The 25321-nt window shown below is 78.2% G+C and carries 21 protein-coding genes; 10 read left to right on the top strand and 11 right to left on the bottom strand.

The window, feature by feature from the left end; genetic code table 11:
- Window positions 1–7: 7 nt before the first annotated feature.
- The 8 genes from Q0789_RS08885 to Q0789_RS08850 all read left to right on the top strand — a co-directional run bounded on the left by Q0789_RS08885 (window position 8) and on the right by Q0789_RS08850 (window position 8989).
- Window positions 8–664, top strand: a complete 657-nt coding sequence (locus Q0789_RS08885) for a DUF4129 domain-containing protein (RefSeq protein ID WP_298804311.1) — start codon at window positions 8–10, stop codon at window positions 662–664.
- Entirely contained in the window at window positions 661–1884 is a 1224-nt protein-coding gene (locus Q0789_RS08880; protein ID WP_298804309.1) for a DUF4350 domain-containing protein, read from the top strand. Before Q0789_RS08885 ends, Q0789_RS08880 begins: the two co-directional genes overlap by 4 nt.
- 83 nt (window positions 1885–1967) lie before the next feature.
- Complete coding sequence (locus Q0789_RS08875) at window positions 1968–2945, top strand: MoxR family ATPase (RefSeq protein WP_366917696.1); 978 nt, start codon at window positions 1968–1970, stop codon at window positions 2943–2945.
- Between the two features lie 7 nt (window positions 2946–2952).
- Window positions 2953–4245, top strand: coding sequence for a DUF58 domain-containing protein (locus Q0789_RS08870; RefSeq protein ID WP_298804305.1), 1293 nt, complete (start codon window positions 2953–2955; stop codon window positions 4243–4245).
- A 40-nt stretch (window positions 4246–4285) separates the two neighbouring features.
- Window positions 4286–5191: a glycosyltransferase family 2 protein gene (locus Q0789_RS08865; protein WP_298804303.1), complete on the top strand. Its 906-nt coding sequence runs from the start codon at window positions 4286–4288 to the stop codon at window positions 5189–5191.
- Window positions 5192–5381: 190 nt separating this feature from the next.
- Window positions 5382–6857: a lipopolysaccharide biosynthesis protein gene (locus Q0789_RS08860; protein ID WP_298804301.1), complete on the top strand. Its 1476-nt coding sequence runs from the start codon at window positions 5382–5384 to the stop codon at window positions 6855–6857.
- A gap of 70 nt (window positions 6858–6927) precedes the next feature.
- Window positions 6928–7818: a glycosyltransferase gene (locus Q0789_RS08855; protein ID WP_298804299.1), complete on the top strand. Its 891-nt coding sequence runs from the start codon at window positions 6928–6930 to the stop codon at window positions 7816–7818.
- A gap of 382 nt (window positions 7819–8200) precedes the next feature.
- On the top strand, window positions 8201–8989 hold the full coding sequence (locus Q0789_RS08850; RefSeq protein WP_298804297.1) for an ATP-grasp fold amidoligase family protein: 789 nt from the start codon (window positions 8201–8203) through the stop codon (window positions 8987–8989).
- A gap of 18 nt (window positions 8990–9007) precedes the next feature.
- Here Q0789_RS08850 and Q0789_RS08845 read toward each other — a convergent pair whose 3' ends face one another.
- A complete protein-coding gene (locus tag Q0789_RS08845; RefSeq protein WP_298804296.1) occupies window positions 9008–10324 on the bottom strand; it encodes a solute carrier family 23 protein in 1317 nt (438 codons plus the stop codon).
- Between the two features lie 86 nt (window positions 10325–10410).
- Complete coding sequence (locus Q0789_RS08840) at window positions 10411–11406, bottom strand: stage II sporulation protein M (protein ID WP_298804294.1); 996 nt, start codon at window positions 11404–11406, stop codon at window positions 10411–10413.
- Between the two features lie 119 nt (window positions 11407–11525).
- Between Q0789_RS08840 and Q0789_RS08835 the strand changes: the two genes are divergently transcribed.
- A complete protein-coding gene (locus Q0789_RS08835) occupies window positions 11526–12404 on the top strand; it encodes an RDD family protein (protein ID WP_298804292.1) in 879 nt (292 codons plus the stop codon).
- A 232-nt stretch (window positions 12405–12636) separates the two neighbouring features.
- Here Q0789_RS08835 and ahcY read toward each other — a convergent pair whose 3' ends face one another.
- The 7 genes from ahcY to Q0789_RS08800 all read right to left on the bottom strand — a co-directional run bounded on the left by ahcY (window position 12637) and on the right by Q0789_RS08800 (window position 18878).
- Window positions 12637–14178, bottom strand: a complete 1542-nt coding sequence (gene ahcY / locus Q0789_RS08830; RefSeq protein WP_366917688.1) for an adenosylhomocysteinase — start codon at window positions 14176–14178, stop codon at window positions 12637–12639.
- A 163-nt stretch (window positions 14179–14341) separates the two neighbouring features.
- Entirely contained in the window at window positions 14342–14758 is a 417-nt protein-coding gene (locus tag Q0789_RS08825) for a hypothetical protein (protein ID WP_298804290.1), read from the bottom strand.
- Window positions 14759–14863: 105 nt separating this feature from the next.
- Window positions 14864–16015 (bottom strand): SIS domain-containing protein, encoded by a 1152-nt coding sequence (locus Q0789_RS08820; RefSeq protein ID WP_298804288.1) that lies wholly within the window; start codon window positions 16013–16015, stop codon window positions 14864–14866.
- On the bottom strand, window positions 16008–16340 hold the full coding sequence (locus tag Q0789_RS08815; RefSeq protein ID WP_298804287.1) for a hypothetical protein: 333 nt from the start codon (window positions 16338–16340) through the stop codon (window positions 16008–16010). The genes Q0789_RS08820 and Q0789_RS08815 overlap by 8 nt, the downstream gene beginning before the upstream one ends.
- Complete coding sequence (locus tag Q0789_RS08810) at window positions 16337–17854, bottom strand: phosphomannomutase/phosphoglucomutase (protein ID WP_298804285.1); 1518 nt, start codon at window positions 17852–17854, stop codon at window positions 16337–16339. The genes Q0789_RS08815 and Q0789_RS08810 overlap by 4 nt, the downstream gene beginning before the upstream one ends.
- Before the next feature lie 138 nt (window positions 17855–17992).
- The gene (locus Q0789_RS08805; RefSeq protein WP_298804283.1) at window positions 17993–18262 is read right to left on the bottom strand and encodes a hypothetical protein; all 270 of its coding nucleotides are present in this window, start codon (window positions 18260–18262) and stop codon (window positions 17993–17995) included.
- 175 nt (window positions 18263–18437) lie between these two features.
- Complete coding sequence (locus Q0789_RS08800; RefSeq protein WP_298804281.1) at window positions 18438–18878, bottom strand: DUF3499 domain-containing protein; 441 nt, start codon at window positions 18876–18878, stop codon at window positions 18438–18440.
- A gap of 216 nt (window positions 18879–19094) precedes the next feature.
- Here Q0789_RS08800 and Q0789_RS08795 point away from each other — a divergent pair, with 216 nt between their 5' ends.
- Window positions 19095–19625, top strand: a complete 531-nt coding sequence (locus Q0789_RS08795; protein WP_298804279.1) for a metallopeptidase family protein — start codon at window positions 19095–19097, stop codon at window positions 19623–19625.
- 82 nt (window positions 19626–19707) lie between these two features.
- Here the strand turns inward: Q0789_RS08795 and Q0789_RS08790 are convergent, their stop codons facing one another.
- Together Q0789_RS08790 and Q0789_RS08785 are read right to left on the bottom strand one after the other, a co-directional pair.
- Complete coding sequence (locus tag Q0789_RS08790) at window positions 19708–21732, bottom strand: DUF5719 family protein (RefSeq protein ID WP_298804277.1); 2025 nt, start codon at window positions 21730–21732, stop codon at window positions 19708–19710.
- On the bottom strand, window positions 21729–25208 hold the full coding sequence (locus Q0789_RS08785; RefSeq protein ID WP_298804275.1) for a glycosyltransferase: 3480 nt from the start codon (window positions 25206–25208) through the stop codon (window positions 21729–21731). Before Q0789_RS08785 ends, Q0789_RS08790 begins: the two co-directional genes overlap by 4 nt.
- Window positions 25209–25321: the final 113 nt, after the last annotated feature.

The raw sequence follows: 25321 nt of genomic DNA, 5'->3' as shown, positions 1-25321 counted from the left end.
CGGCGCCGTGGACGCCGTGCTGGCGGCCGTCCCGGCCCCCGTGGACCTCGGCCGGGACGAGGCGCAGGACCTGCTCGTCCGCGAGCTGAGCGGCTCGGTGTACACCGAGGCGCGCCCCGGGCTGCTGCAGCGGGCCCTCACCTGGCTGCGCGACCGCGTGCTCGAGCTGCTCCCCGACGACCTGGACGCCGGCCCGGCCGTCGACGCCCTCGTGGTCGCGGCCCTCGTCGTGCTCGTCCTGGTCGCCCTGCGGGTCGGCGCCCAGGTCGCGCGCCGCCGGCGCGTCCCCGAGCCCGCCGCCGCCGAGGTCTTCAGCGGCGCCCGCCGCAGCGCCGAGGACCACCGCGCCCGCGCGGACGCGCTCGCCCGCGAGGGCGACTGGCCGGGGGCGGTCGCCGAGCGCTTCCGCGCCGTCGTGCGGGGGGCCGAGGAGCGGGTGCTGCTCGACGAGCGACCGGGCCGCACGGCCTCCGAGGCCGCCGCCGAGCTGGGGGCCGCCCTGCCGCCCGTCGCCGCCGACCTGCGGGCCGGGGCGCGGGTCTTCGACGACGTCGTCTACGGCTCCGCTCCCGGCAGCGCGGAGGACGACGCCCGCCTGCGCCGCCTCGACGACGCGGTCCGCGCGAGCCGGCCGTCCGTCGCGAGCACCGGGGCGCCGACGTGAGCAGCGCCGCTCCGGTCGCCGCCGGCGCACCGCCCGAGAGCGCCGGGGACCGGCCCCGCGGCCCCCGCCGACCGCGCCGGGGTCCGGTCGCCCTGGCGCTGCTCGCCGTGCTCGTCCTCGTGGCCCTCGTCGTCGGCTCCCGCGGCACGGGCCGCGGGGTGCTCGACCCGACGAGCCCCGAGCCGGACGGCGCCCGCGCCGTCGCGCAGGTGCTCGGCGACCTCGGCGTCGACGTGACCCGCACGACGAGCACCGCCGCCACGCTCGACGCCGTGCGCGCCGCCGGACCGGGTGGCGCCGCCGTGCTCGTCGTCCCCACCGCCCCCCTCGGCACCGCCCAGCTCGAGGACCTCGCGGCCTCGGGCGCCGACCTCCTCCTCGTGCAGCCGACGGCCGACGACCTCGCCGTGCTGGCCCCGTCGCTGCGGCTCGGCGAGGACGTCGAGGCGGCGAGCGCCGTGCCGCCGCAGTGCGACCTGCCGGCCGCCACGGCCGCCGGGCCGGCGACCGGCGGCGGCGCGCTCGTCGAGCTCCGCGACGACGAGGACCCGGACGTCACGCTCTGCTACGGCCTCCCCTTCGGCGGAGCGCCGTACGCCGTCGTCGACGCCCCCGGCGGCGCCGGTGAGGCCGCCGGCGGGCGCGTCGTCGTGCTCGGCCAGCCCGACGTGCTGCGCAACGAGGCCGTCGCCGACGAGGGCAACGCCGCCCTGGCCCTCAGCACCCTGGGCGCCCGCGACGCCCTCGTCTGGTACCTGCCCGACCCGCTGGACCCGGCGCTGTCCGACGAGCCGCTGCCCCTGTCCGCCCTCGTGCCGCCCGGCCTGGTGCGCGCCGCCCAGGTGCTCGGCGTCGCCGCGCTGCTCCTCCTGCTCTGGCGCGGGCGCCGGCTGGGCCGGCTCGTGCCCGAGCGCCTGCCCGTGGTCGTGCGCGCCTCCGAGGCGGTCGAGGGCCGTGGGCGGCTCTACCGCGCCTCGGGCGACCGCGCCCACGCCGCCGCCGTCCTCCGGTCCGCGTGCCTCGGCCGTCTGGCCGGCCGGCTCGGGGTCCCGCCCTCCGCGGGCGCCCCCGCGGTCGTCGCCGCCACCGCCGCGGCGACGGGACGGCCCGCCGCCGAGGTGGACGCCCTGCTCCGCTCCCCCGCCCCGGGCGACGACGAGGGCCTCGTGCGCCTCGCGGACGCCCTCGACGCCCTCGAGAGAGAGGTCCGCCGATCGTGACCGACCCCGCCCTGCCGCCCGACGAGCCGCCCGCGCCCGTCCCCGACGCCGGCCCCGGCACCGCTCCGGACCTCGCCGCCGACGTGCCGACCGAGCAGGACCTGCCCTCGGCCGAGGAGGCCCGCGAGGCGCTGACGGCGGTGCGCGCCGAGGTCGCCAAGGCGGTCGTCGGTCAGGACGTCGCCGTGACCGGGCTCGTCGTCGCCCTCCTCTCCCGAGGCCACGTGCTCCTCGAGGGCGTGCCCGGGACGGCGAAGACGCTCCTCGTGCGCGCGCTGGCGGCCTCGCTGCGGCTCGACACGGCGCGGGTGCAGTTCACCCCCGACCTCATGCCCGGTGACGTCACCGGGTCCCTCGTCTACGACGCCGGGGTCTCCGACCTCGTGTTCCGCGAGGGCCCTGTCTTCACCAACCTCCTGCTGGCCGACGAGATCAACCGGACGCCGCCCAAGACGCAGGCCTCCCTGCTGGAGGCCATGGAGGAGCGCCAGGTCACGGTGGACGGCAGGCCCCGCCCGCTCCCGCGGCCCTTCGTCGTCGCGGCGACGCAGAACCCCGTCGAGCAGGAGGGCACCTACCCCCTGCCCGAGGCGCAGCTCGACCGGTTCCTGCTCAAGCTGCGGCTCCCGCTGCCGCCCCGGGAGGCCGAGCTCGAGGTGCTCCAGCGCCACGCGACCGGCTTCGACCCGCGCGACCTCGCCGCCGCCGGGCTGCGCGCCGTGGCCGGGCCCGAGCACCTGGCCGCCGGCGCCCGGGCCGTCGGCGGGGTGCGCGTGGCCCCCGACGTCCTGGGCTACGTCGTCGACGTCGTCCGGGCCACCCGCGAGGCGCCGTCGCTGTCCCTCGGCGTCTCGCCCCGCGGCGCGACGATGCTCCTCGCGGCGAGCCGGGCGTGGGCGTGGCTGCAGGGGCGCGAGTACGTGACGCCCGACGACGTCAAGGCCCTCGCTCCCGCGACGCTGGGCCACCGCGTCCAGCTGCGCCCCGAGGCCGAGCTCGAGGGCGTGACCGTGGACGCGGTCCTCACCAGCGTCCTCGGCGGCGTCGCCGTCCCGCGCTGAGCCCGGCGTGCACGTCACCGGACGCCTCGTCCTGCTCGTCGCCCTCGGCGCCGTGCCCGTCGGCCTCCTGCCGGGGTGGGCGCCGCCCGTCACGTGGGCCGCGCTCGTCCTCCTGGCCGTGGGCGTCGACCTCGCGCTCGCGGCCTCCCCCCGACGGCTCGGGCTCGAGCGGCGGGTGCCCGCGAGCGTCCGTCTCGGCGAGCCGGCCGAGAGCGCCCTCCTCGTCACCAACCCCGGGCCGCGCCGCCTGCGGGGCGTCGTCCGCGACGCCTGGGGCCCGTCGGCGGGGCCGTCCGGGGACCGGCACCGCGTCGACGTCCCCGCCGGGGAGCGCCGCCGACTGGTGACGCCGCTGGTGCCCACGCGCCGCGGGGACCGCGAGGGCGACCGCGTGACGGTCCGCGCCGTCGGACCCCTGGGGCTCGCGGCCCGGCAGCGCTCGCGCGATGTCCCGGCGTCCCTGCGCGTGCTCCCGCACTTCCGCTCCCGCCGCCATCTGCCGAGCCGCCTCGCCCGCCTGCGCGACCTCGAGGGCCGCTCGGCCGTGCAGGTCCGCGGGCAGGGCACCGAGTTCGACAGCCTGCGCGACTACGTCGAGGGCGACGACGTGCGCTCGATCGACTGGCGCGCCACCGCCCGCCGCCAGGAGCTCGTCGTGCGCACCTGGCGGCCCGAGCGCGACCGGCGGGTGCTCCTGGTTCTCGACACCTCCCGGACCGCAGCGGGCCGCGTCGGCGACGCGCCGCGGCTCGACGCCGCCATGGACGCCGCGCTCCTCCTCGCGGCGCTGGCCTCCCGGGCCGGGGACCGCGTCGACCTCGTCGCCGCCGACCGCCGCGTCCGCGCCCGCGTCGAGCGGACGACGGGCGCGGCCCTGCTCCCCGCCCTCGTCCAGGCGATGGCCCCGCTGGAGGCCCGCCTCGTCGAGGCCGACTGGACGCTCGTGGCCCGCACGGTGCGGACGGCGCTGACCCGACGGGCGCTCGTCGTGCTGCTCACCCCGCTCGAGCCGGCGGCCGTCGAGGAGGGCCTGCTGCCGGTGCTCGGGCAGCTGACGTCACGCCACCAGGTCGTGGTGGCCTCCGTCACCGACCCGCGGGTCGAGGAGCTGCGGGACCGGCGCGCCGACGCCGTCGAGGTCTACGACGCCGCCGCCGCGGAGCGGGTGCTGCTCGAGACCGACCGCCTCGTCGAGCGCCTGGGCCGGGCCGGCGTCCACGTCGTCCGCGGGACGCCGGAGGAGCTGCCCCCTCGCCTGGCTGACGCCTACCTGGCTCTCAAGGCCGCGGGGCGGCTGTAGGTTCACCGGCGCACGCCGCGTCGACCCAGGGAGACCCACCATGGCCGCCGACCACGCCGGCTCGACGGCTCCGGCCCCCGAGGTGTCCGTCATCGTCCCGGTGCACGGCGACCGCGGCGGGCTCCGGTCCACGCTCGAGCACCTCGCCGCCCAGCGGACCCGCCGCACCTTCGAGGTCGTCGTCGCCGACAACGGCGACAACGGCGACGTCGAGGCGCTGGCGGCGTCGATCGAGGGGCTCGACGTCCGGGTCGTTGAGGAGCCCCGGCGCGGCTCCTACGCCGCCCGCAACACCGGGGTGGGCGTCGCCCGCGGCGCCGTCCTCGCCTTCACCGACGCGGACTGCCTGCCGCGGCCGACCTGGCTGGAGGCGGGCCTCGCGCTGCTGGAGCGTGAGGGCCCCGGGGTCTTCGTCGGCGGGGGTGTCGTGGTCGTCCCCTCCCGCCCCTCGCGCCCCTCGCTCGCGGAGCTGTGGCAGATCGGCCACGACCTCCGCCAAGACGCGTACCTCACCCGGCTGCACTGGTCGGCCACGGCCAACCTCTTCGTCCGCCGGGACGACTACGACCGCGTCGGCCCCTTCGACGGGTCGCTGGAGAGCAGCGGGGACAAGGAATGGGGGCAGCGCGCACGAACTCGCGCCGTGCGCGCCGTGTACGGGCCCGAAGCGGTGATCGACCACCCAGCGCGGCCGACGATGAAGGTGCTGCTCGCCAAGCGGCGCAGGATCGTTCGCGGGACGCTCGCGCTGTCGAGGAGCACCGGGGTCCCGGTGTACAGCGCCGGGACGCTCCGCTCGCTGAAGCCGCTGCTGAGGGACACCTGGCGAGAGTCCGCACAGCGAGTCCCCCGCCCCGTCGACCGACCGCGCCTGCTCGGGGTGACCGCCTTCGTGCACCTCTACCAGCGGTGGTACGTCGCACGGCTGAGGGCGCAGGGCCGGTAGCCCGGTCCTCGCCTCCGTGGCGTCCCGCGCTGCGCGCCCGTGCCACCCTCTACGTCGGCGCTCTGCCGAGGATCGCCCGCCACCACCGCTCGTCCGTCACCCCGAGACCGGGGCTCCGAGACCCTGAGAGGGAGTCGCCGTGGGTGCAGCCCGCAAGCGCGCCCGTGCTGAGCGCGAGTCACGCGGGGCCGTGCTGCTCCAGCGTCGCCGCGTCGCCTCCCTGTCCCACCACAGCGCACGGGGCGTCGCTTGGACCCTCTCGGGCCAGTGGGGCTCGCAGGTCGTGCGGCTGCTCGGCATCGTGGTGCTCGCACGACTGCTGACCCCAGACGACTACGGCCTCGTCGCCATGGTCTGGGCGATCACGGGCTTCGTCGCCACGGTCGGTGGCCTCGGGCTCAGCGAAGCGGTCGTGCAGAAGGAGCACGTCTCCCACGCCCAGGCGAGCACCTTGTTCTGGGTCAACGTGGCGGTGGGGGCCCTGCTGACGGGCCTGGTCGCCGCGGCCTCCCCCCTGCTGGCCGGCTTCTACGACCGCCCCGAACTGGTGGGCATCACGCTGGCGCTCTCCGCGACCTTCCTCCTCGGTGGCCTCACGGTCCAGCACCAAGCGCTCATGCTGCGTCAGCTCGATTTCCGGTCCGTCGCCTTCCGCACCTTCCTCGCGACGGTCGTCAACGTCGTCGTCTCCATCGGCGTCGCCCTCGCAGGAGGGGGCTACTGGGCGCTGGTCGCCGGCTCGCTGGCCCAGGCCGCTGCCACCGTCGTGTTCATGTGGCGGGCCGTGCCCTGGCGTCCGGGCCGCCCAGTGCGCGGCAGCGGCACGCGCAGCATGCTCTCGTTCGGCGGCGGCATCTCGACCTTCTCGCTGTTGAACTACGCCTCTCGCAACGTCGACGACATCGTCATCGGTCGCTTCCTGGGTGCGGACCAGCTCGGCCTCTACTCACGGGCCTACGGGCTGCTCATGCTCCCCCTCACCCAGATCCACGGACCGGTCTCGAACGTCGTCCGACCGTCCCTGGCCAGCTTGTGGCCCGAGCCGGAGCGCTACCGCAGGTACTTCCTCTCGGCCTTGAGCGGCCTCGCCTACCTCGTCATGCCTCTGGTCGTCGTCCTGGCCGTCCTGGCCGGCCCGGCGGTGGAGGTCCTCCTCGGGCCGCGGTGGTTGCCCGCCGCCGAGGTCTTCCGCTGGCTCGCGGTCGCCGGGCTCCTGCAGACGGTCGGCTACACGAACGGCTGGCTGTACGCGACGTCCGGCCGCGCCTGGGCCATGGCGCGCTGGGCGCTCATCAGCCGGCCCATCGTCATCGCGTCCTTCTTCGCCGGTCTGCCCTGGGGCATCACCGGCGTCGCCATCGCCTACGCGGCTTCGCAGCTGGTCCTCACCCCCTTGGGGATCGCCCGCGCCGGCCGTGGGACGCCCGTCTCGTTGCGGGACGTCCTCGCCGTGTCCGTCCAGCCAGCTGTCGTGTCCGCCTTGGCGGGCGTCGTCGCAGCAGCAGTCGTCGTCGCTCTCGGCGACGCGAGCGCCGTCCTCCGGCTATCCGTCCCCGGGGCTGCCGCCGTCGTGGCGGCCACAGGACTCGTCCTCCTCTGGCCCACCTGCCGCCGCCAGGTGACCTTCCTCGCGCGGACTCTGCGCAAGCAACCCACCGACGCCTGACCCGAGCGCGGCGGCCCCCGCGGTCGCCCCGGCCAATGGACCACGCACTACGAAGGAGACGTGCAGGACCGTGAACCCGCCCGAAAGCCACCTCTCGCCCCCGTCGGTCTCCGTCGTGATCCCCTCCCTCAACGGGGCACGGACCCTGCCGGTGCAGCTCGAGGCCCTGGAGCGCCAGCGGACCAGCCGCTCCTTCGAGGTCCTCGTCGCGGACAACGGCTCGACGGACGACACGGCCGCCGTCGTGGCCGCGCACGCCGCGAGGTGGCCGGCCGTCCGCCTCGTCGACGCCAGCGTGAGGACCGGGTCCAACGTGGCGAGGAACGTCGGGTGCCGCGAGGCGCGCGGCCAGTTCATCCTCCTCTGCGACTCCGACGACGAGGTCCACGAGGAGTGGCTCGAGCGCATGGCGAAAGGGCTGGAGGACGCCGACGGGGTCGGAGGGCGGCTGGACCTGCTGGCGCTCAACCCCCGGTACGCGGCGGTCAACCCCGGCGAGCCGCCCATCGCCGGCGTGACGACGCCCCTCGGCTTCCTCCCCCGTCCCATCGGCGCCAACGCGGGCTTCCGGCGGTCGGTCTGGGAGGAGCTCGGTGGGTTCGACGAGGACTACGCGCGGGGAGGCGTCGAGACCGAGTTCTTCTGGCGCCTCCAGCTGGCCGGTCACACGCTCGTGGAGGTGCCGGAGGCGGTGGTCAGCTACCGCCTGCGCGACTCCTTCCGCAAGTCCGTCAAGCAGATGTACATCTGGGGCCGGCAGCACGTGATGCTCTACCGCGACTTCCGCGGGCGCGGGCTCACCTACTCCCCCCGAGAGACCCTCGTGGCGTGGGCGGCCCTCCTCCCGCTCGTCTACAAGGTGGCCCGCTACCGGACGCACCGGACGGCGCTCGGTCAGCAGCTCGGCTACCGCATCGGCCGATGCGTGGGGAGCTGGAAGTACCGGACCTTCTTCGTCTGAGCTGCCTGGCCCGATGGAGCACGGGCGGTCTCGCCAGACGCGGTAGCAGCACCCCTGCTGACGGTCCACCCATCCGGTGAGCGGACAGCCACGAACATCCGACGCCTCCTCCCCGGGCCCGGGTACCTCCCGGACAGGCTCGGGACCGATCGTCGACGACATCCACGCCTACCGCCTCGCCGAGACCTCCGACCACGGCGGTGCCGCGGCGCTGGACAGGGCACCACCGACCCGAGAGATTGCGAGCGAGTCCTTGCGCGGCAAGCACCACGTCGAAGAGCTGCATCGACGGACCTCCCGGAGGCTCTTCACCGGGGGACCGTCGTTCACGAGGCAGCGCGACGAGCTGAAGCAGGTGCGGACGACGAGCCGGGAGCTCGGCGTGCGCGATCCCGTCTTCGACGTCAACGACAAGAAGGACTCGCAGCGCTGGGCGCAGCAGCTCGGTCTGCGCACGGCGGAGGTCCTCGCGGCGGGGAGGACAGCCAGCACCGTCCCGTGGTGCGACCTCCCGGAGCGCTTCGTCGTGAAGCCCGACAAGGGCGTCGCCTCCAAGGGCGTGTTCCTCCTCGAGCGCACTGCGGAGGGCTTCAGAGACCTGCGTCGCGGCACCGCCACGACGGCCGAGGAGGTCACGGAGGAGCTGCTCGGGCTGGCGGCAGCGGGCACCGTCTCCGAGGAGGTGCTGGTCGAGAGCATGGTCCGCGATCCGCAGACCCCTGGTTGGGCGCCGATCGACTGGAAGGTCCTCGCCTTCTACGGTCGGGTCGGGCTCATCACCGCCATCCGGACGCCTCCCGGGGCCCCGCGCGCGTGCCGGTGGTTCGACGCCTCGTGGCAGGACCTCGGCCTCGCCGTCCACGGGCCGACGAAGCGGGACGCGTCCATCCCGACGCCTCGGCACGCGGAGGCGATGCTCCGGGCCGCCTCGCTGGTCTCGGCGTGCGTCCCGACGCCCTTCCTGCGCGTCGATCTCTACGAGGACGAGGCGGGTCCCGTCTTCGGGGAGATCACGCCCCAGCCCGGTGGACCGTTGGCCTTCCGCCGTGGCGTCGACCGGTGGCTGGGGGAGATGCACGTCGAGGCGCAGGGGCGTCTGATGGCCCGAGCTGCGAGCAGCGGGGCGCTGGCGCCGTCGCTCGCCCCGCTCCCCTGGTCCGTCGTCCTCTAGGACGACGGCGCTGTTCGCCTACGGCGCCTCTGCCGCCTCCACCACGTCGGCGCGCTGCTCCTGCGGCCGCGTCCCGCGCAGCCGCTGGACGGCCCGCATCCCGTGGAAGACGCCGATCGCCGCGGCCGTGCCGAGGGCGATGCCGCCGAAGGTGAGGTCGCCGACGACGAGCGTGTAGTCGGCGATGCCGATGACGAGCGCGGTCCCGGCCGTCATGAGGTTCACCGGGTCGCCGAAGTCGACGCGGTGCTGCACCCAGATCCGCGCCCCCAGCACCCCGATGAGGCCGTAGAGCACGGTGGCGGCGCCGCCGAGCACGCCCGGCGGCACGGTCGCGATGAGCGCGCCGACCTTCGGCGACAGGCTCAGGGCCAGCGCGGCGAGGCCGGCGACGAGGTACGCGGCGGTCGAGTAGACGCGCGTCGCGGCCATGACGCCGATGTTCTCGGCGTACGTCGTCGTGCCCGAGCCGCCGCCGAGGCCCGCCAACGCCGTCGCTGCGCCGTCCGCGACGAGGGCGCGGCCGGTGAGGCGCTCGACGTCGGTGCCCGTCATGGCGGCCACCGAGGTGACGTGGCCGACGTTCTCGGCGACGAGGACGAGCACCACCGGCAGGAAGAGCCCGAGCACCGCGACGTCGAAGGCCGGCGCGGTGAAGGGCGGGAGACCGCGCCAGTGGGCCTCCGCGACCGGCGCCAGGTCCACCTCCCCGCGGGCGACCGCGACGGCGTACCCGGCGACGACACCGACGAGCACCCCGAGGCGTCCCAGCAGACCGCGGAACAGCACGGTCGCCAGGAGGATCGCCCCGAGCGTGACGACGGCGGTCACCGGGCTCTGCTCGACGTTGGCGAGCGCGCTGGGAGCCAGGTTGAGGCCGATGAGCGCCACGATCGTCCCGGTGACCGGGGGCGGCATGACTGCGGAGATCCAGCGCGGCCCGGCGACGTGGACGACGACGCCGACGAGCGCGAGCGCGACACCGGTGACGAGGACGCCGCCGAGGGCCACCGCGACGCCGCCCTGCGCCGTCGCGGCCGCGAGCGGGGCGATGAAGGCGAAGCTCGACCCGAGGTAGCTCGGCAGCCGCCCGCCGGTCACGACGAGGAACAGGAGCGTGCCGACGGCGGAGAAGAAGAGCGTCGTCGCCGGCGGCAGGCCCGTGATGAGCGGCACGAGGAAGGTCGCGCCGAACATGGCGACGACGTGCTGGACGCCGATGACGCCGGTCCGCCACCACGCGAGCCGCTCCCCGGGGCCGACCACCTCGCCGGGGCCGACGGTGCGCCCGTCGCCGTGCAGGGTCCAGCCGAGGGTCCTCCGAGGTGCCGTCACGGACCGCCAGCGTAGGGGCGCCGAGACGGGCTGCGGCGCCGCTGAGGCGGTCCCGGGGTGACCGGTCCGGGGCCCCGCTCGGGGCGTCAGCCGCGGACGGGCGCGACGTCGCCGACGTCGCCGGCGCGCAGGTCGCCGGTCTCCCCCAGCGCCGCCGCGCGGCGGCCGAGGACGCCCACGTAGGCGCAGAAGCCCGCGAAGACGAGGAAGCCGACGCCGACGCGCACGGGCGTGGGCCACGGCGCCGGCGTGACGAAACCCTCGACCACCCCGCTGACCGCCAGGACGCCGACGAGGCCCAGGGCGATGGTGAACAGCGCCCGCCCCTCGGCGGCCAGGGCGTCCGCGCGCGTGCGGGCGCCCGGGGAGACCCAGGCCCAGAACAGCGCGAGCCCGGCCGCCGCCGCGACGAAGACGGCCGTGAGCTCGAGGAAGCCGTGCGGGAGGATGAAGGCGAAGAAGACGTCGCCGCGGTCGTAGGCGAAGAGCAGCCCGGCGGCCTGCCCCACGCCCACCGCGTTGGCGGCGACGATGTAGACGACGAAGACGCCCGTGATGCCGAAGGCGACGCACAGCGCGGCGATGCGCGCGTTGTTGGACCACACCTGGCCGGCGAAGGACGCCGCCGTGTTCTGGGAGTAGTAGTCGACGAAGTCGCGCTCGACGTACTGCCGCAGGTCCTGCTCGCCGCCCATGGACGCCAGCACCGCCGGGTCGGTCGCCGTCCAGACCGCCACCGCGGTGGCCATGACGAGGAAGGCGGCCGCGACGCCGACGACGACCCAGCGGATCCGGTAGACCGCCACGGGGAAGGACACGAGCAGGAAGCGGGCGACCTCGCGCCACGCCGGCTCGCGCACCCCGCCGATGCGGCTGCGGGCGCGCGCCACGAGCCGGGAGAGCCGCGAGACGAGCACCGGGTCGGGGCTCGAGGCCTGCAGGACCGACAGGTGCGTGGCGGTGCGCTGGTACAGCCGCAGCAGCTCGTCGGCGTCCTCCCCGCGAAGCCGCCCCTGGCGCAGCAGCCGCTCGAGGCGCTGCCAGGTGGGCTCGTGGACCTCCACGAACGCGTCGACGTCCACCGGGCTCCCTCCGACCGCGGCACCACCGCGGCCCGCTGCTGCCACGCTACCGAGGCCGCCCCCGGCCCCGGCGCCCGGACGGGCGCACACCGCCGGGTCGGCCCTGCCAGCATGGGGGCGTGACAACGACCGGGGACGCCGCACGGGTCCGAGGGGAGGCCGGCGCGAGCTGGGAGGACGAGGCCCTGGCCCACGCGCTCGGGACGGGCGTCGTCACCGGCGACGCCGTGGTGCTCGAGCTGCCGCGCGCCTCGGCGGTCCTGCGCATCGCCTCGGGCCTGCTCGACGCGCTCGTCGTGCTCGTCGTCGGCTTCGTCGTCCTCGTCGTCGCGCTCCCCCGCCTGGGCGGGGCCAACACCTCCTCGGTGGCGACGGTCGTCTCGGTGCTGCTCGTGCTGCTCGTCGTCGGCATCCCCACGGCCGTCGAGACGCTGACGCGCGGACGCTCGCTCGGGCGCCTCGTCATGGGCACCCGGGTCGTGCGCGACGACGGCGGCCCGGTGCGCTTCCGCCACGCGGTCGTCCGGGCGCTCACCGGCGTCGGCGAGCTGTGGCTGCTGACGGGCGCGCCCGCGCTCATCACGGCGCTGGCGAACCGGCGCGGCAAGCGCATCGGCGACCTGCTGGCGGGGACCGTCGTCGTCCGCGAGCGCGCCGCCCGCCAGGAGGTCCGCGAGGTCCTCATGCCGCCCGAGCTGGCGCGCTGGGCGTCCACCGCCGACGTCGGTGCGCTGCCCGCCGGGCTGGCCCTCGCGTGCCGGCAGCTGCTCGCGCGCTCGCACCGCCTCAACCCGACCTCGCGGGAGCAGCTCGGCGCGGAGCTGCGGGCCGACGTCGTCGCGCGGGTGTTCCCGCCCCCGCCGCCGTCGGCGTCCCCCGAGCGCGTGCTCGCCGCCGTGCTGGCCGAGCGCCGCCGCCGCGACCTCGAGCGGCTGCGCGCCCAGGAGGAGCGCCGCCGCCAGGACGCGGACGAGCTGCAGCGCCTGCCCTTCTCCTGACCTCTGAGGGTCCACTCGGCCGGCACGGCACTTCGTCGTCACTTCGCCGTGCCAACGCCCGTCTCGCGGCGAAGTGACGACGAAGTGCGCCTCAGGAGGCCCCGACGGGGCGATGTGACGACGAAGTGCGGGGTCGGGGACGCCCCAGGGCCGAGACGCCGCGGGTCGCGGACGGCGACGGGCGGCCGCCCCCGCGGGGACGACCGCCCGTCGGGCGCTCAGGTGCCGGTGCTCAGTAGCGGTAGGCCTCCGGCTTGAACGGCCCCTCGACGGGCACGCCGAGGTAGGAGGCTTGCGAGGGCGAGAGCTCGGTGAGCCGCACGCCGAGGGCGCCGAGGTGCAGGCGGGCGACCTTCTCGTCGAGGTGCTTCGGCAGCACGTGGACGGCCGTCGCGTACTCGTCGGTGCGCGTGAAGAGCTCGACCTGGGCGATCACCTGGTTGGAGAACGAGCAGCTCATGACGAACGACGGGTGGCCCGTCGCGTTGCCGAGGTTCATGAGCCGGCCCTCGGACAGCACGATGACACTGTGCTCCGGGCGCTCGCCCGAGCCGGGGAAGACCCACTCGTGGACCTGCGGCTTGATCTCCGTCCGCTGCACGCCCTCGACCCGGGCGAGGCCGGCCATGTCGATCTCGTTGTCGAAGTGGCCGATGTTGGCGACGATCGCCTTGTCCTTCATCGCGGCCATGTGGTCGGCGGTGACGACGTCCTTGCAGCCGGTCGTCGTCACGACGATGTCGGCCGTGGGCAGCACGTCCTCAAGCGTCGTGACCTGGTAGCCCTCCATCGCGGCCTGCAGCGCGCAGATGGGGTCGACCTCGGTGACGACGACGCGGGCGCCCTGGCCGCGCAGCGACTCGGCGCAGCCCTTGCCGACGTCGCCGTAGCCCGCCACGACCGCGACCTTGCCGCCGATGAGGACGTCGGTGGCGCGGTTGAGGCCGTCGACGAGGCTGTGGCGGCAGCCGTAGGTGTTGTCGAACTTCGACTTGGTGACCGAGTCGTTGACGTTGATCGCCGGGAAGAGCAGGCGGCCGTCGCGGGCCATCTCGACGAGGCGGTGCACGCCCGTCGTCGTCTCCTCGGTGACGCCCTTGAGGCCCGCGGCGAGCTTCGTGAAGCGCTGGCCGTCGGCGGCGAGGCTGCGGCGCAGCGTCTCGAGGACGACGGCGTGCTCGGCGTTCTCGGCGGCCTCCGGGCCGGCGACCTCGCCCGCGGCCTCGGCCGCGACGCCGTTGTGGACGAGCAGCGTGGCGTCGCCGCCGTCGTCGAGGAGCATGTTGGGGCCGTCGTGGCCCTCGCGGCTCCAGTCGAGCGCGGTGTCGGTGCACCACCAGTACTCGGCGAGGGTCTCGCCCTTCCACGCGAAGACCGGCACGCCGGCGGGCGCCTCGGGCGTCCCGGTGCCGACGACGACGGCGGCCGCCGCCTCGTCCTGCGTGGAGAAGATGTTGCAGCTGGCCCAGCGGACCTCGGCGCCGAGCGCCGTGAGGGTCTCGATGAGCACGGCCGTCTGCACCGTCATGTGCAGCGAGCCGGTGATGCGGGCGCCGCGCAGCGGCTGGGCGGGGCCCATCTCGGCGCGCAGGGCCATGAGGCCGGGCATCTCGTGCTCGGCGAGGCGGATCTGGTGGCGGCCCGCCTCGGCGAGGCCGAGGTCGGCGACGAGGTGCTGGACGCCGCCGACGACGGCCGCGGTGGGCAGGTCCTCGCGGGCCGTCGAGCCGGTGGGGGCGGTGGTGTCGGGTGCGGCGGGCGCGGTGAGCGTCACGGGAGTCCTCCGGGAGGGGCGGTCAGGTCACCGGCGCAGCCCCTCTGGGCCTGCGGTCTCCACCGACGCCGGGCACCGGCGAGCCTACTCCGCCGTTGCCGACGAGACCGGGTCGTCCCTCCCCCGTCGACCCGCCACCCCTCGGGGCGCGCTGGGGGGCCGGTCAGAGGACGCGGGTCAGCACGGTGAGCGCGCCCGCCCAGCACGCGGCGCCGAGGACCAGGGCGCCGCCCCAGCCCGCCATCGCCTGCAGGGCGGTGCCGCGCGTCGCCGCGCCGGCAGGCCCCGCCGACCGGACGTCGTCCGCCGAGGGCCGCACGTCGTCGCACAGGTCGACGACCCAGGCCGTCGGCGCGGGCGCCCCGGCCGTGGCCGGGCGCTCGAAGGCGTGCTCCACCGCGGCGCGCTCGGCGTCGGCGCGCTCGGCGGTGGCGCGCGACGGGGCGGCGGGGTCCACGACGACGGGGTCCACGGCGACATGCTGCCGCGGGACGGGCCGCTCGGCCGCCAGGGTGCTCCCGGCGGGCGCGTCCGCCGCCGCTGCCGTCGCCGCCTCGTGGGTGCTCTCGCTCGTCGCCATGGTCGAGGCCTCGGCAGGCCCTCCCCTCCCCTGGAGGGGTCCGGGTCGACGAGCCGCCACGCTCACCCGGACAGCGGAGGCCCCTGCTCCGGCCGGGTGAGCGGATCACCCGAGGGCGTCCCTCAGCTCCGCGACGTGCGGGGAGGTCGCCGGGTCCAGCCCGGTGGCCAGGGCGAGGTAGGCCGCGGCGAAGTCGGTGCGCGCGACGAGCTGGGCGAAGCGGGCGAGCGGGCCCCCGGCGTCGGCGACGACCTCGCTCGTGCGCACCCCCGAGCGCTCGGCGAGGCGCAGCACCGCCGCGGACGCCCCGGCCGTGCCCTCCCGCAGCAGCACCAGGCGCAGGCGGCTGCGCGAGGGCCCGTCGAGGAAGGGGTCGTCGAAGAGGTCGTCCTCCGCGGCCGCCGCGAAAGGGCCGCCGAAGGTGGCCACCACGTCCCCCGCGTCGTCGGGCAGGCGCCCGTGGACGGCGGGCACCCGCGCGGTGCGGGCGAGCACCGAGGCGGCCCGCCGCGCCGCGACGCCCGCGAGGTCGCCGTCGCCGAGCAGGACGGGCACGTCGGCGGCCAGGTCGAGGGCCAGGGCCTTGGCGGGGTTGACGAAGGTCTCCGAGCCCGGCCGGCAGGCCTCCGCCTCGGCGTCGAGGGCGGTGGCCACCTCGGCGAGGGCCTCCGTCGCCGACGCGTCCCCGAGCGGCGCCAGGACGCCGAGGGAGGACGTCACGCACAGGGCCGGCGTGAGCAGGGACCACAGCGCCGTGCGGGAGGTGGGTGCCGACGTGGCCTCCCGGCCCGGCTCGGGCAGCGGCACGTGGACGCCGCGGCCCATCGCGCAGGCGGCCTCGAGCGGAGAACCGGCCGCGCCGACCGTCAGCAGGCGCGCACCGCGGCGGCCCGCCTCCGCGGCGAGGGCGACGGTCGCCTCCGCGCGCCCGGACAGGGAGACGGCGACGACGAGGTCGAGCGCACCGACCCAGGCCGGCAGCGCGGCGCCCGTGCGGGCGACGACGGGCACGGCGGCCCGCTGGCCGGCCAGCGCCTCGAGGGCGCCGGCCACGACCGTCGCACCGCCGCGCGCCGCCACGACGACCGCACGCGGGCGGTCCTCCCGGCCCCAGCGGGCGGCGGGCGACTCCTCGACGAGCTCGAGCGCGCGGCGCACCTGGGCGCCGGCGCCGGCGAGCGCCCGGAGCACGGAGGCCGGGTCGGCCGCCGCGAGCCGGTCGGCGTCGTCGAGCAGCGCCTCGTCGAGGTCAGCCACCCGCGGACTCCCCCGGCACCCCGGACGGCGCGATCCCGGTCGGCGCGCCCCCGGACGATGCGCCCCCGGACGGCGCGCCCCCGGACGGCGCGCCCCCGGACGACGGCTGGGGGACGCCCTCGTCGACGAGCAGCACGGGCACGCCGTCGACGACGGGGTAGAGCAGCGGCGGCTCGGCGCTCGTGCTGAGCAGGCCCACGAGCCGGCCGTCGGCGTCGCGGCGGTCCTCCAGCGGCCCCCCGGTCGCCGGGCACCGCAGCACCTCGCGCAGCCAGGCCGGCGGCTCCGGAGGCGCGCCCCGCCGGGCCGCTCCCCCGCCGCTCACGCGTCCGCCCGCACGAGCGCGAGGACCTCGTCGCGCACGGCCGCCGTGGTCGCGGCGTCGACGCCCTCGACGTTGAGCCGCAGCAGGGGCTCGGTGTTGCTCGCGCGCAGGTTGAACCACCACGCGCGCCCGCCGGGCCCCCGCGCCGGGGCCTCCTGCTCCTCGTCGCCGGAGCCGACGGGCGCCGTCACCGTCATCCCGTCGAGGTCGTCGACGCCCGCGCCTCGCGCGGCGTAGGCCTGGCGGACGCGCTCGACCGCCGCCAGCACGTCGTCGACCACGCTGTTGATCTCCCCGCTCGCGGCGTAGGGGGCGTAGTCGGCGACGAGCGCGGACAGGGGCCGCTCGTCCTCCCCGCACGCGGCGAGGACGTGCAACGCCGCGAGCATCCCGGTGTCGGCGCCCCAGAACGCGCGGAAGTAGTAGTGCGCCGAGTGCTCGCCCCCGAAGACGGCGCCGGTGCGCGCCATCTCCTCCTTGATGTAGGAGTGCCCCACGCGCGTCCGCACGGGCGTGGCCCCGGCGCCCGCGACGAGCTCGGGCACGACGCGCGAGGTGATGAGGTTGTGGATGACGACGACCTCGGCCTCCGGGTCGTCCTCCCGCTCGCGGGCGATCTCGCGCAGCGCGACGAGGGCCGTGACGGCGCTGGGGCTGACCGCCTCGCCGCGCTCGTCGACGACGAAGCAGCGGTCGGCGTCGCCGTCGAAGGCGAGGCCGAGGTCGGCCCCCTGCTCGACGACCGCACGCTGCAGGTCGACGAGGTTGGCGGGCTCCAGCGGGTTCGCCTCGTGGTTCGGGAAGGTGCCGTCGAGCTCGAAGTAGAGCGGCCGCACGTCGACCGAGAGGGCCGGGAGGCCGGCGGCCTCCCCCAGCACCGCCGGCACCGTCAGCCCGGCCATCCCGTTGCCGGCGTCGACGACGACGGTCAGCGGCCGCGACCCGGACAGGTCGACGAGCGAGCGCAGGTGCTCGCCGTAGCCCCGCAGGACGTCCTGCTCCGTGCGGCTCCCCCGCTCGTCGACGACCTCCGGGCCGCCGGCGTCCAGCGACGCCGCGGCGTGGTCGCGCACCGCGGCCAGGCCCGTGTCGAGGCTGACGGGGCGCGCGCCGGCGCGGCAGAGCTTGACGCCGTTGTACTGCGCCGGGTTGTGGCTCGCCGTGAACATCGCGCCGGGCGCGTCCAGAGCACCGCTCGCGTAGTAGAGGCCGTCGGTCGAGCAGAGCCCGACGAGGACGACGTCGACGCCCCGGTCCTGCGCGCCCGCGGCGAAGGCGTCGACGAGGCCGGGCGAGCTCGGGCGCATGTCGTGACCGACGACGAGCCGGCGGCCGCGGGGCGCGGCCCGGTCGGCGCCGCCGGCGGGGTGCGCCGCCTCGAGCACGAGGACGTCGGCCACCGCGGCGCCCAGCGCGCGCGCCGTGCGCTCGTCCCACTGGTCGGGGACGACGCCGCGGACGTCGTACGCCTTGACGATGTGCGAGAGGTCGGTCGGCGGCGGGGGCGTGGTCACGTCGGCGGAGGCTACCCGTCGGCACCGTCCGGGGGCCGTGCCCGGAGGCGGCTGCCACCCCGACGGGCCTGCCCCGTCACTCGGCATCGCCGGAGGTGGCGCCCAGGGGGGCGAGGACGGTGGGCTCGGTGCAGCCGGTCAGGGACGGCGGGTGCGGTCCACGACGTCGTCGATGGACAGGACGGCGCCGTCGGCCTCCCAGCCGCGGTGCTCGCAGCGCGTGCAGGAGGTGAAGACGGCCGGCGTGCCGTCGGTGAGGGTCATGGCCAGGCGCGTGACCCGCCCCGCCCCGCAGCTGCTGCACGACGCCGTGACGGCGTCGGCCTGGGTGAGGGAGCCCAGCGGCGGCGGGGGCTCGGCGCGGCGCCGCTGGCGGGGGGCGGACGAGGTGGCGCGGCTGCTGGGCACGACTGCTCCTGGAGGACGACCGGGCCGCCGTCGGCGGCGTGACCCCCCTGCCATCGGCCGACCGGGTGAGGACCTTGAGCCCTTCGGGCAGATCCGTCCGGAACGGCTCAGGTGCGGCCGACGCCGGACAGGCGCGGCGCCCGTCCCGCCCCCTCGTCCGGCCCGTCGTCCGGGCTCAGCTCCGGGGGCCTCCGGCGTCGCGGAGCACCCGCAGGTGGCCGCGGCGCGCGGTCTCCTGGGCGGGAGGCTCGACCGGGCCCCGCGCCGCGCCCCCCGGGCCGGCGCCCGAGCCCTGCGCGTCGGAGGCGCGCGGGCGGGCGGCGTCGCGGACGGCGTCGGCGAGCGCGAGGAGGTCGTCGTCGCTGCGGCGCTCGTGCGAGACGTCCGGCGCCAGACGCACGACCTCCCAGCCGCGCGGCGCGGTGAGCCGCTCGGCGTGCGGGGCGCACAGGTCGTAGGTGTGCGGCTCGGGGCTGGCCGACAGCGAGCCGAGGACGGCCGTCGAGTCGGCGTACACGTAGGTGAGCGTCGCGACGGCGGGGCGCGGGCAGGCGCTGCGGCAGCACCGCCGGGCGCCGGGCGGGGGGCCGGGGCGCGCGCCGGCCGAGGAGCTCACGGCCGGGCCCCGCGCGCGGGGCCGCCGCCGGCGTGCGGGGAGGACGTCACGGTCGGCGACGCTACCTCCCCGCGCCGGGCGCCCCGCGCCCCCACGCCGCCCGCCCCTCCGCCCGCCCTCGCGGTCCTCCGTGCCGTCCACGGGGAGCGCGGGAGCCCGGCCCCGAGGGCGGCGGCGACGGGCTGCGAGCACCAGCGGTCGCCGTAGCCTGGGGGCGTGCCGGAGGACCAGGCGCCGCACGCGGCGCACGAGCGAGCCGACGCCGCCCCCACGGCGGGCGCCCCCGGGACCTCCGCCGGGCCGTCCCCCGCCACCGCCACCTCCCCGGGGCGCCGCCCGGCGCGGCGCCGCCGGGACCGGCGCGGGCGCGGGCTGCGCGGCCCCCTGCTGCCGGCGGCCCTGCCGGCGTCCCGCACCCGCAGCGAGCGCTTCGACGACCTCGTCCTCGACGCCGTGGAGGACGTCGAGCAGGTGCTCGACGCGCCGCTGCAGGAGATCGAGTTCGCCGTCGAGGACGTGCCGCCCGCCCCCACCGGCGCGGACGACGACGCCGTGCCGCTCGGCCGCTTCTCCGCCGCCGACCGCGGTCGTCCCGCGCGCGTCGTCGTCTACCGGCGCCCCGTGGAGACGCGCGCGAGCGAGGCCGGCGACCTCGAGGACCTCGTGCACCACGTCGTCGTCGAGCAGATCGCCCACGCCCTCGGCACCGAGCCCGAGCGCCTGGACCCGCACTACCGGGACGACTGAGGACGACGGCCCAGGACGACGGCGGGGCCGGCGGCGCACGCCCCGGCCGCCGCCCGCACCCCGGCCAGCCGGCCAGGAGCAGCTAGGGCCAGCGACCGGGCGCCGCGACGAGCACGGGCGTGCTCCCCGCGGCGGCCGGCACCGCCGACGGCACCGCCACGGCGACGGCCCCCGCGGGCTCGGCGGCGGACAGCACCAGCGCGGCGTGCACGCCGCCCGACGGCTCGCCCTCCGCGCCCTCGGCGGCCGCGGTCGCCCCGGAGGCGTCCACGGCGGTGACGAGCAGCCCGGCCGCCCCCTCGAGCAGGCCCGCGGGCGCCCGGGCCGTCGAGCGCGGCTCGAGGTCGACCTCCACGGCGTCGGCGCGGGCGCCGTCCGGCGCCACCGCCGCCAGGGACAGGGTCGCCGGCTCCTCGGAGGCGTTGGTGAGGAGGACCGCCGAGGTGAGCCCCGCGGCGGTGGTCGGCAGCGCCAGCGCCGCCCCCACGGACAGCGGGTCGGTGGCGGGCGCCACCGCGAGGTCGGCGGGCCCGGCCTCCTCGGCGCCCGACAGGCGCTCGAGGACGACGGACGCCACGACCGGCACGTCCGAGCGGACCGCGACGGCCGCCGAGCCGGCGGGCAGCCCGCCCAGCGGCACGTCGACGACGGTGCCCGCGGGCACGGCCGCCCCGGCCGAGAGGTCCGCGGCCGCCTCGGCGCCCGCGTCGTCCGCCAGGACGTCCCACTCGACGTCGGCGGGCTCGGAGCCCGGGACGGCGAGCCGCAGCACCGCCGTGCTGCGGCCCTCGGTCGCCACGCCCGGCACCACCTGGGCGAGCGCGGGGGCCGCCGCGGGGGCGACGACCTCGACGCCGCGCGGCACGAGCCCCGCGAGCCGGGTGACGACGAGCGAGGGCGCCACCGAGCCCCCCGTGCTCGTCACGTGCACGGCCAGGGCCTCCGCCCCGCCGACGAGGCCCTCCACGAGCAGCTCGGTCCGCTGGCCCGCCGGGACGACGACGCCCTGACCGGCGGCGGGCTGCTCGACGCCCTCCTCGGTGAGCACCTCGACGCCCACCTCGGCGGCCGTCGACCCGGGGTTCACGAGGACCAGCCGCGTGCTCGTGCCCGCGTCGGTGGCCCCGCCCACGAGCCAGGCGTCCGACGTCGGCGCCGGGCAGGTCGCCGCCGCGACGCCCTGCAGGTCGCCGTCGGGCGTCACCGTCGTCGCGAGGGCCGCGAGGGAGGGCGCGGCCTCGCCCGCGACGCCGGTCGCCGAGACGGCGGCCGCACCGCCCGAGCCGGCCGCGGAGACGGTCCCGTCCACCGAGGGCGTCCCGCCCCCCGGGGCCGGGTCGGCCCCCGTGGTCGTCGACGACGCGGCCGCCGTCACGGGCGCCACCGCCAGCGGCCCCTCCAGTCCCGCGGCCACGGCCGTCAGGCGCGCGTCCGGCGGCGTGACGACAGCGGCGAAGTCGCCGTCGGTGCCGGCCGGCGCGGCCGCCGGCACGGGACCCCCGGGGCAGCCGAGCGAGGACGTCGCCACGCCGCTGCCGACGCTGACGACGCCGCCGGCCGGGGCTGCGCGCCGCGCCTCGTCCCCGCGCAGGGCCGTGCCCGCCGCCGCGGCGCCGGCGGCGGCGAGCACCAGCGCGACGGCGACGGCGGCCGCCGCGACCCGGCGGCCGCTCGGACGCGTGCGGGAGCCCGTCCCGGCAGGACGCCCCTCGTCGTCGGTCGGCCCGTCATCCGCCGTCCCGTCGGCAGTGGTGCCGTCCCCGGCCGCCGCAGCACCAGCGGGCGCGGCGGCGGCACCGGCTCCCGGCGCGTCGGCGGCCGCCGGCTCCTCGGCGGTCGTCGCGGGCCCGTCGTCGGCGGCCGGGGGCGGCGGGGTCCACCCGCCGCGCGCCGCGCCGTCGCGCTCCTCGGCCACCGCGTCTCCCTCCCGCCGACCCACCGGCGCCCCGTGCTCCTGCTCCCCGTGCTCCTGCGTCCCGTGCTCCTGCTCGTGCTCGTCGTGCTCAAAGTGCCCTCGCGGCTGCTCCTGCTCCTGCTCCCCGAGGGCGGCGTCGGCCGGAGCCCCACCGCGCCCCGGGCGGCCGCGGAACGGCCAGCGCGGGCTCACGCGCGCCTCCGCCCGGGCAGCGGGACGGCCAGCAGCGCCGCGAGCAGCAGCCCGGCGCCCGCGACCCACGGCCACGGGCCGCTCGGCGACCACCACGGGCCCTCGTGCCGGACCGCGAGGGCCCCGCCCTCCGCGGGCAGGGCGAAGGCCTGCGCCCAGGGCGCGACGGGGTCCGGGCTCTCGACGGGCACGAGCCCGACGCCGTCCACCGCGGCCGTCCAGCCGTCGTCGGCCTGCTCGGCGAGCACGACGACGCGCCCCGCGTCGCCCGCGGGGACGGGCGCCGAGCCGCTGAGCGCCGCGACGTCGACGACCTCCTCGACCCGGCCGTCGCCGTCGAGCACCCGCAGGACGCCGAGGTCGGAGGCCGTGCCCGCTCCCTCGTCGTCGGAGGCGGCGTCCGAGCCGCCGCCGTCGGCGGGGGGTGCGAGGCGCCAGAGCACCGACCCCTCGACGTCGGCGGCGCGCTGGAGGCCGGCGACGGCGTCGACCGCGGAGGCGGTGTCGGTGCCGGCCGCCGTGCTCGCGCCCGAGGGCGGCAGCAGGACGACGAAGCCCGCGCCGAGCGACGCGAGGCGCTCGCGGGCGTCGGCGTCCCCGCCCACGAGGGCGGCGGCCGCCTCGGCGACCGGCAGGGCCGCCACGTCGGCGTCCTGGGCGCTGGGCGCCGCCGGGGCGGCCGCCACGAGCGAGGACAGGTCGGACAGGTCGACGCCGCCGCGGGCGAGGACGGCGGACACCGGGCGCGGCGCGCTGCCGGCGGCGTCCTCGACGTCGCCGGCCTCCTCCGCGACCGCGGCCTCGGGCGAGGCGCCGCCGGCCTCGTCGTCCCCGGCCGCCGCGGGCCGCAGCACGAGCGTGCGCAGCGCCTGCGGCGTCTCGGCGCTGCTCGAGCTGACCTCGGGGAGCACCGGACCGCCGCCCCGGGCCACGAGGCCGGCGGCGGTGGCCGCGTCGGCGCCGGTCGAGCCCTGCGCCAGCGCCCAGGCCCCCGTCGTCGCGGCGCCGAGGACGGCGACGAGGGCGGCGGCGGCGAGCCGGGCGCCCCGGCCGACCCCGCGGTCCGGCGCCACGGTCCGCAGGCCCGTGGCGCCGATCGGCCCGGCGAGCAGCGGCAGCGCCGCGACGAGCAGCCCGAGGAGGGCGAGGCTGGCGCCGGGGCCGGCCCACGCCGCCGCCACGACGGCCCGGCCGCCGGCGCGGACGACGCCCGTGCCGACGAGCGCGGCAGCAGCGGCGAGGACGACGCCGGCGAGCACGAGGGCCCAGCCGCCCGTGGCGCGGGGCCGCAGCACGGCCGCGGCCAGCGCCACGAGGGCCACCGCGGCCGGCACGAGCAGGGGCAGGACGAGGAGCAGCCACCCCGGCCACCCCTCGCGCAGCCCGAGCCCGCGCACCGCCCACGCCGAGGCCTCGAGGGGCTGGCCGAGCGCCAGCTGCCACGTCGGGGCGGGCACCGCGGCCACGGGGGGCAGCGGCCCGCCGAGGAGCGCGCCGAGCGCCTGGTCGGCGGAGCCGTCGACGGCGCGCCGCACGAGCCCCACGGCCCAGGGGCCGACGACCGCGGTGACGGGCACGAGCGCGGCGAGCAGCGGCAGGCGGCGGCGCCGGCTGACGCCCACGACGAGGACGGCGAGGAGGGAGGGCACGAGGAGGACGGGGGCGCCCGCGCCGACGACGACGAGCGCCAGCGCCAGCGCGCCGGTCACGGCCCAGGCGCGGCGCGCCGAGCGCACCCGCCAGCCGGAGGTGAGGCTGCGCGCCAGCCACGGCAGGGCGGCGTGGGCGAGCACGGGGCCGAGCCGGCCGGTGGCGACCCCCGCGAGCAGCGGGGCCCCGGCCGCCCAGGCGAGGGCGGCGGCCAGGCGCGCCAGGCGCCCGCGCACGACGACCCCGGCGCCCCACCAGGCGGAGACCGCCGAGACCGGCAGGGCGAGGACGAGCAGGAGGACGACGAGGACGCCCGGCGAGCCCGCGACGACGAGGCTCGCGGCGCCGAGGAGGCCGACCAGCGGGTCCGGCGGCGTGGCCGACCCCGTGGCCAGCGCGGCCCAGGACGACGTCGCGGCGTCCCACAGCTCGCGCCAGCCCGACGGGGCCGCCGGCAGGGCGGGCGCCTGCACCGACCCGCTGCCGAGGAGCCGGTGCAGGGCCAGGAGCGAGACGACGAGGAGGGCGGCGGCGAGCAGCAGCGCCGGCAGCGGGTCGCGCCGCGGGGGCAGGCCGCCCGGCCCCTGCGGCCCCCGCAGGCGGGCGGCCTCGGCGGCGTCCTCGGCGTCGGCGTCCTCCGCGGCCCGGCGCAGCGACCACCGGTCGCGGTGGTGGCGCAGCACCTCCGTCCGCGAGGCCATGAGGGGGACGAGGGAGGAGCGGCCCCGCACCTGCGCCCGCGAGGCGCGGCGGCGCGCGGCGTGGACCCGGTCGGGCCGCAGCACCACGCCGGCGACGCGCCCCAGCTCGGCGGGCGCGTGCGCCGGGTCCTTGACGAGGACCCGCCACAGGGCGCGGAGCACCCCGGCGACGAGGACCCCGACGAGGGCGAAGGGCAGGCCGAGCGGCGAGGCGGACACCAGGCGCGTGTACGCGGCGGCCCCCGGCGCGCCGCCCACCCGATCGGCGCGCCGCCCGGGACGCTCGACCACGGCGGCGGGGACGACGACGACGCTGTGCCCGGCCATCCGCACGCGGCGGCACAGGTCGAGGTCGGCGCCGTCGACGGGCAGGGCGGGGTCGAAGCCGCCGACCTCGTCGAGGACGTCGCGCCGCACGAGCATCCCGGGGACCCCGACGGCGAGGACGTCCTCGCGGTCGTCGGCCTGGCCCTGGTCGAGCTCGTCCGCGCCGACGCGCGTGAGGGCGGTGCCGCGGCGGCTCGTGGTGAAGCCGACCTGCAGGAGGCGGCCCGGTCGGTCGAGGTCGCGGACCTTGGGGCCGGCGACCGCGACGCCCGGCCGGAGCTCGACGGCCTCCAGGAGGCGCTGCAGCGCGTCCGGGGCCGGGACGACGTCGTCGGTGAGGAACCACAGCCACGGGACGGGCGCGTCCGCGGGGGCGGCCTCGGGCCCGGTGGTCGTGGCCCCCACGGCGGTGCCGGTGGGGCGGCGGCGCCCGTCGGCCCCGCGCGGGCGGCGGCGGCCGGAGGCGGGCGCACCCGGGAGGGCCCGCACGAGCTCGTAGGGCGTGGACCGGCGGCGCAGGTAGGGCTCGAGGCCGTGGTCGCGCAGCACCTGCAGCGAGGCGGAGCCGCACCCGGCCGCCACGGCGACGACGCTGGCCGGCGCCACCGACTGCGCCCGCAGGCGCTCCAGCACGCGCCGCAGCCGGTCCGGCGCCTCGGGCGAGGGGTCGGTGCACAGCAGCAGCGCGGTGACCTGCACCGCACCGGGGGCGACGACGTCGAGGGCGCCCGTCGCGTCGCCGGCGACGCCTCCGGCGGCCGCCCCGGCGGGGGGCTCGGGCTCGGGCTGGTCGTCCACGGCGCTCAACCGTACGGGAGCCGCGGGAGTGCCCCTGCCATCTCGGCGCTCCCCTCGCCGCGGTCCACGGAGCGGCGGTCCCGCCGCTGCGGGTCGCCGCAGGGGCGGGCCGC

It is taken from the genome of uncultured Pseudokineococcus sp., assembly GCF_947499845.1.
Classification (GTDB): Bacteria; Actinomycetota; Actinomycetes; order Actinomycetales; family Quadrisphaeraceae; genus Pseudokineococcus.
The sequence above is the reverse complement of the archived record's forward strand: the minus strand, read 5'-3'. Positions and strand labels throughout refer to the sequence as shown.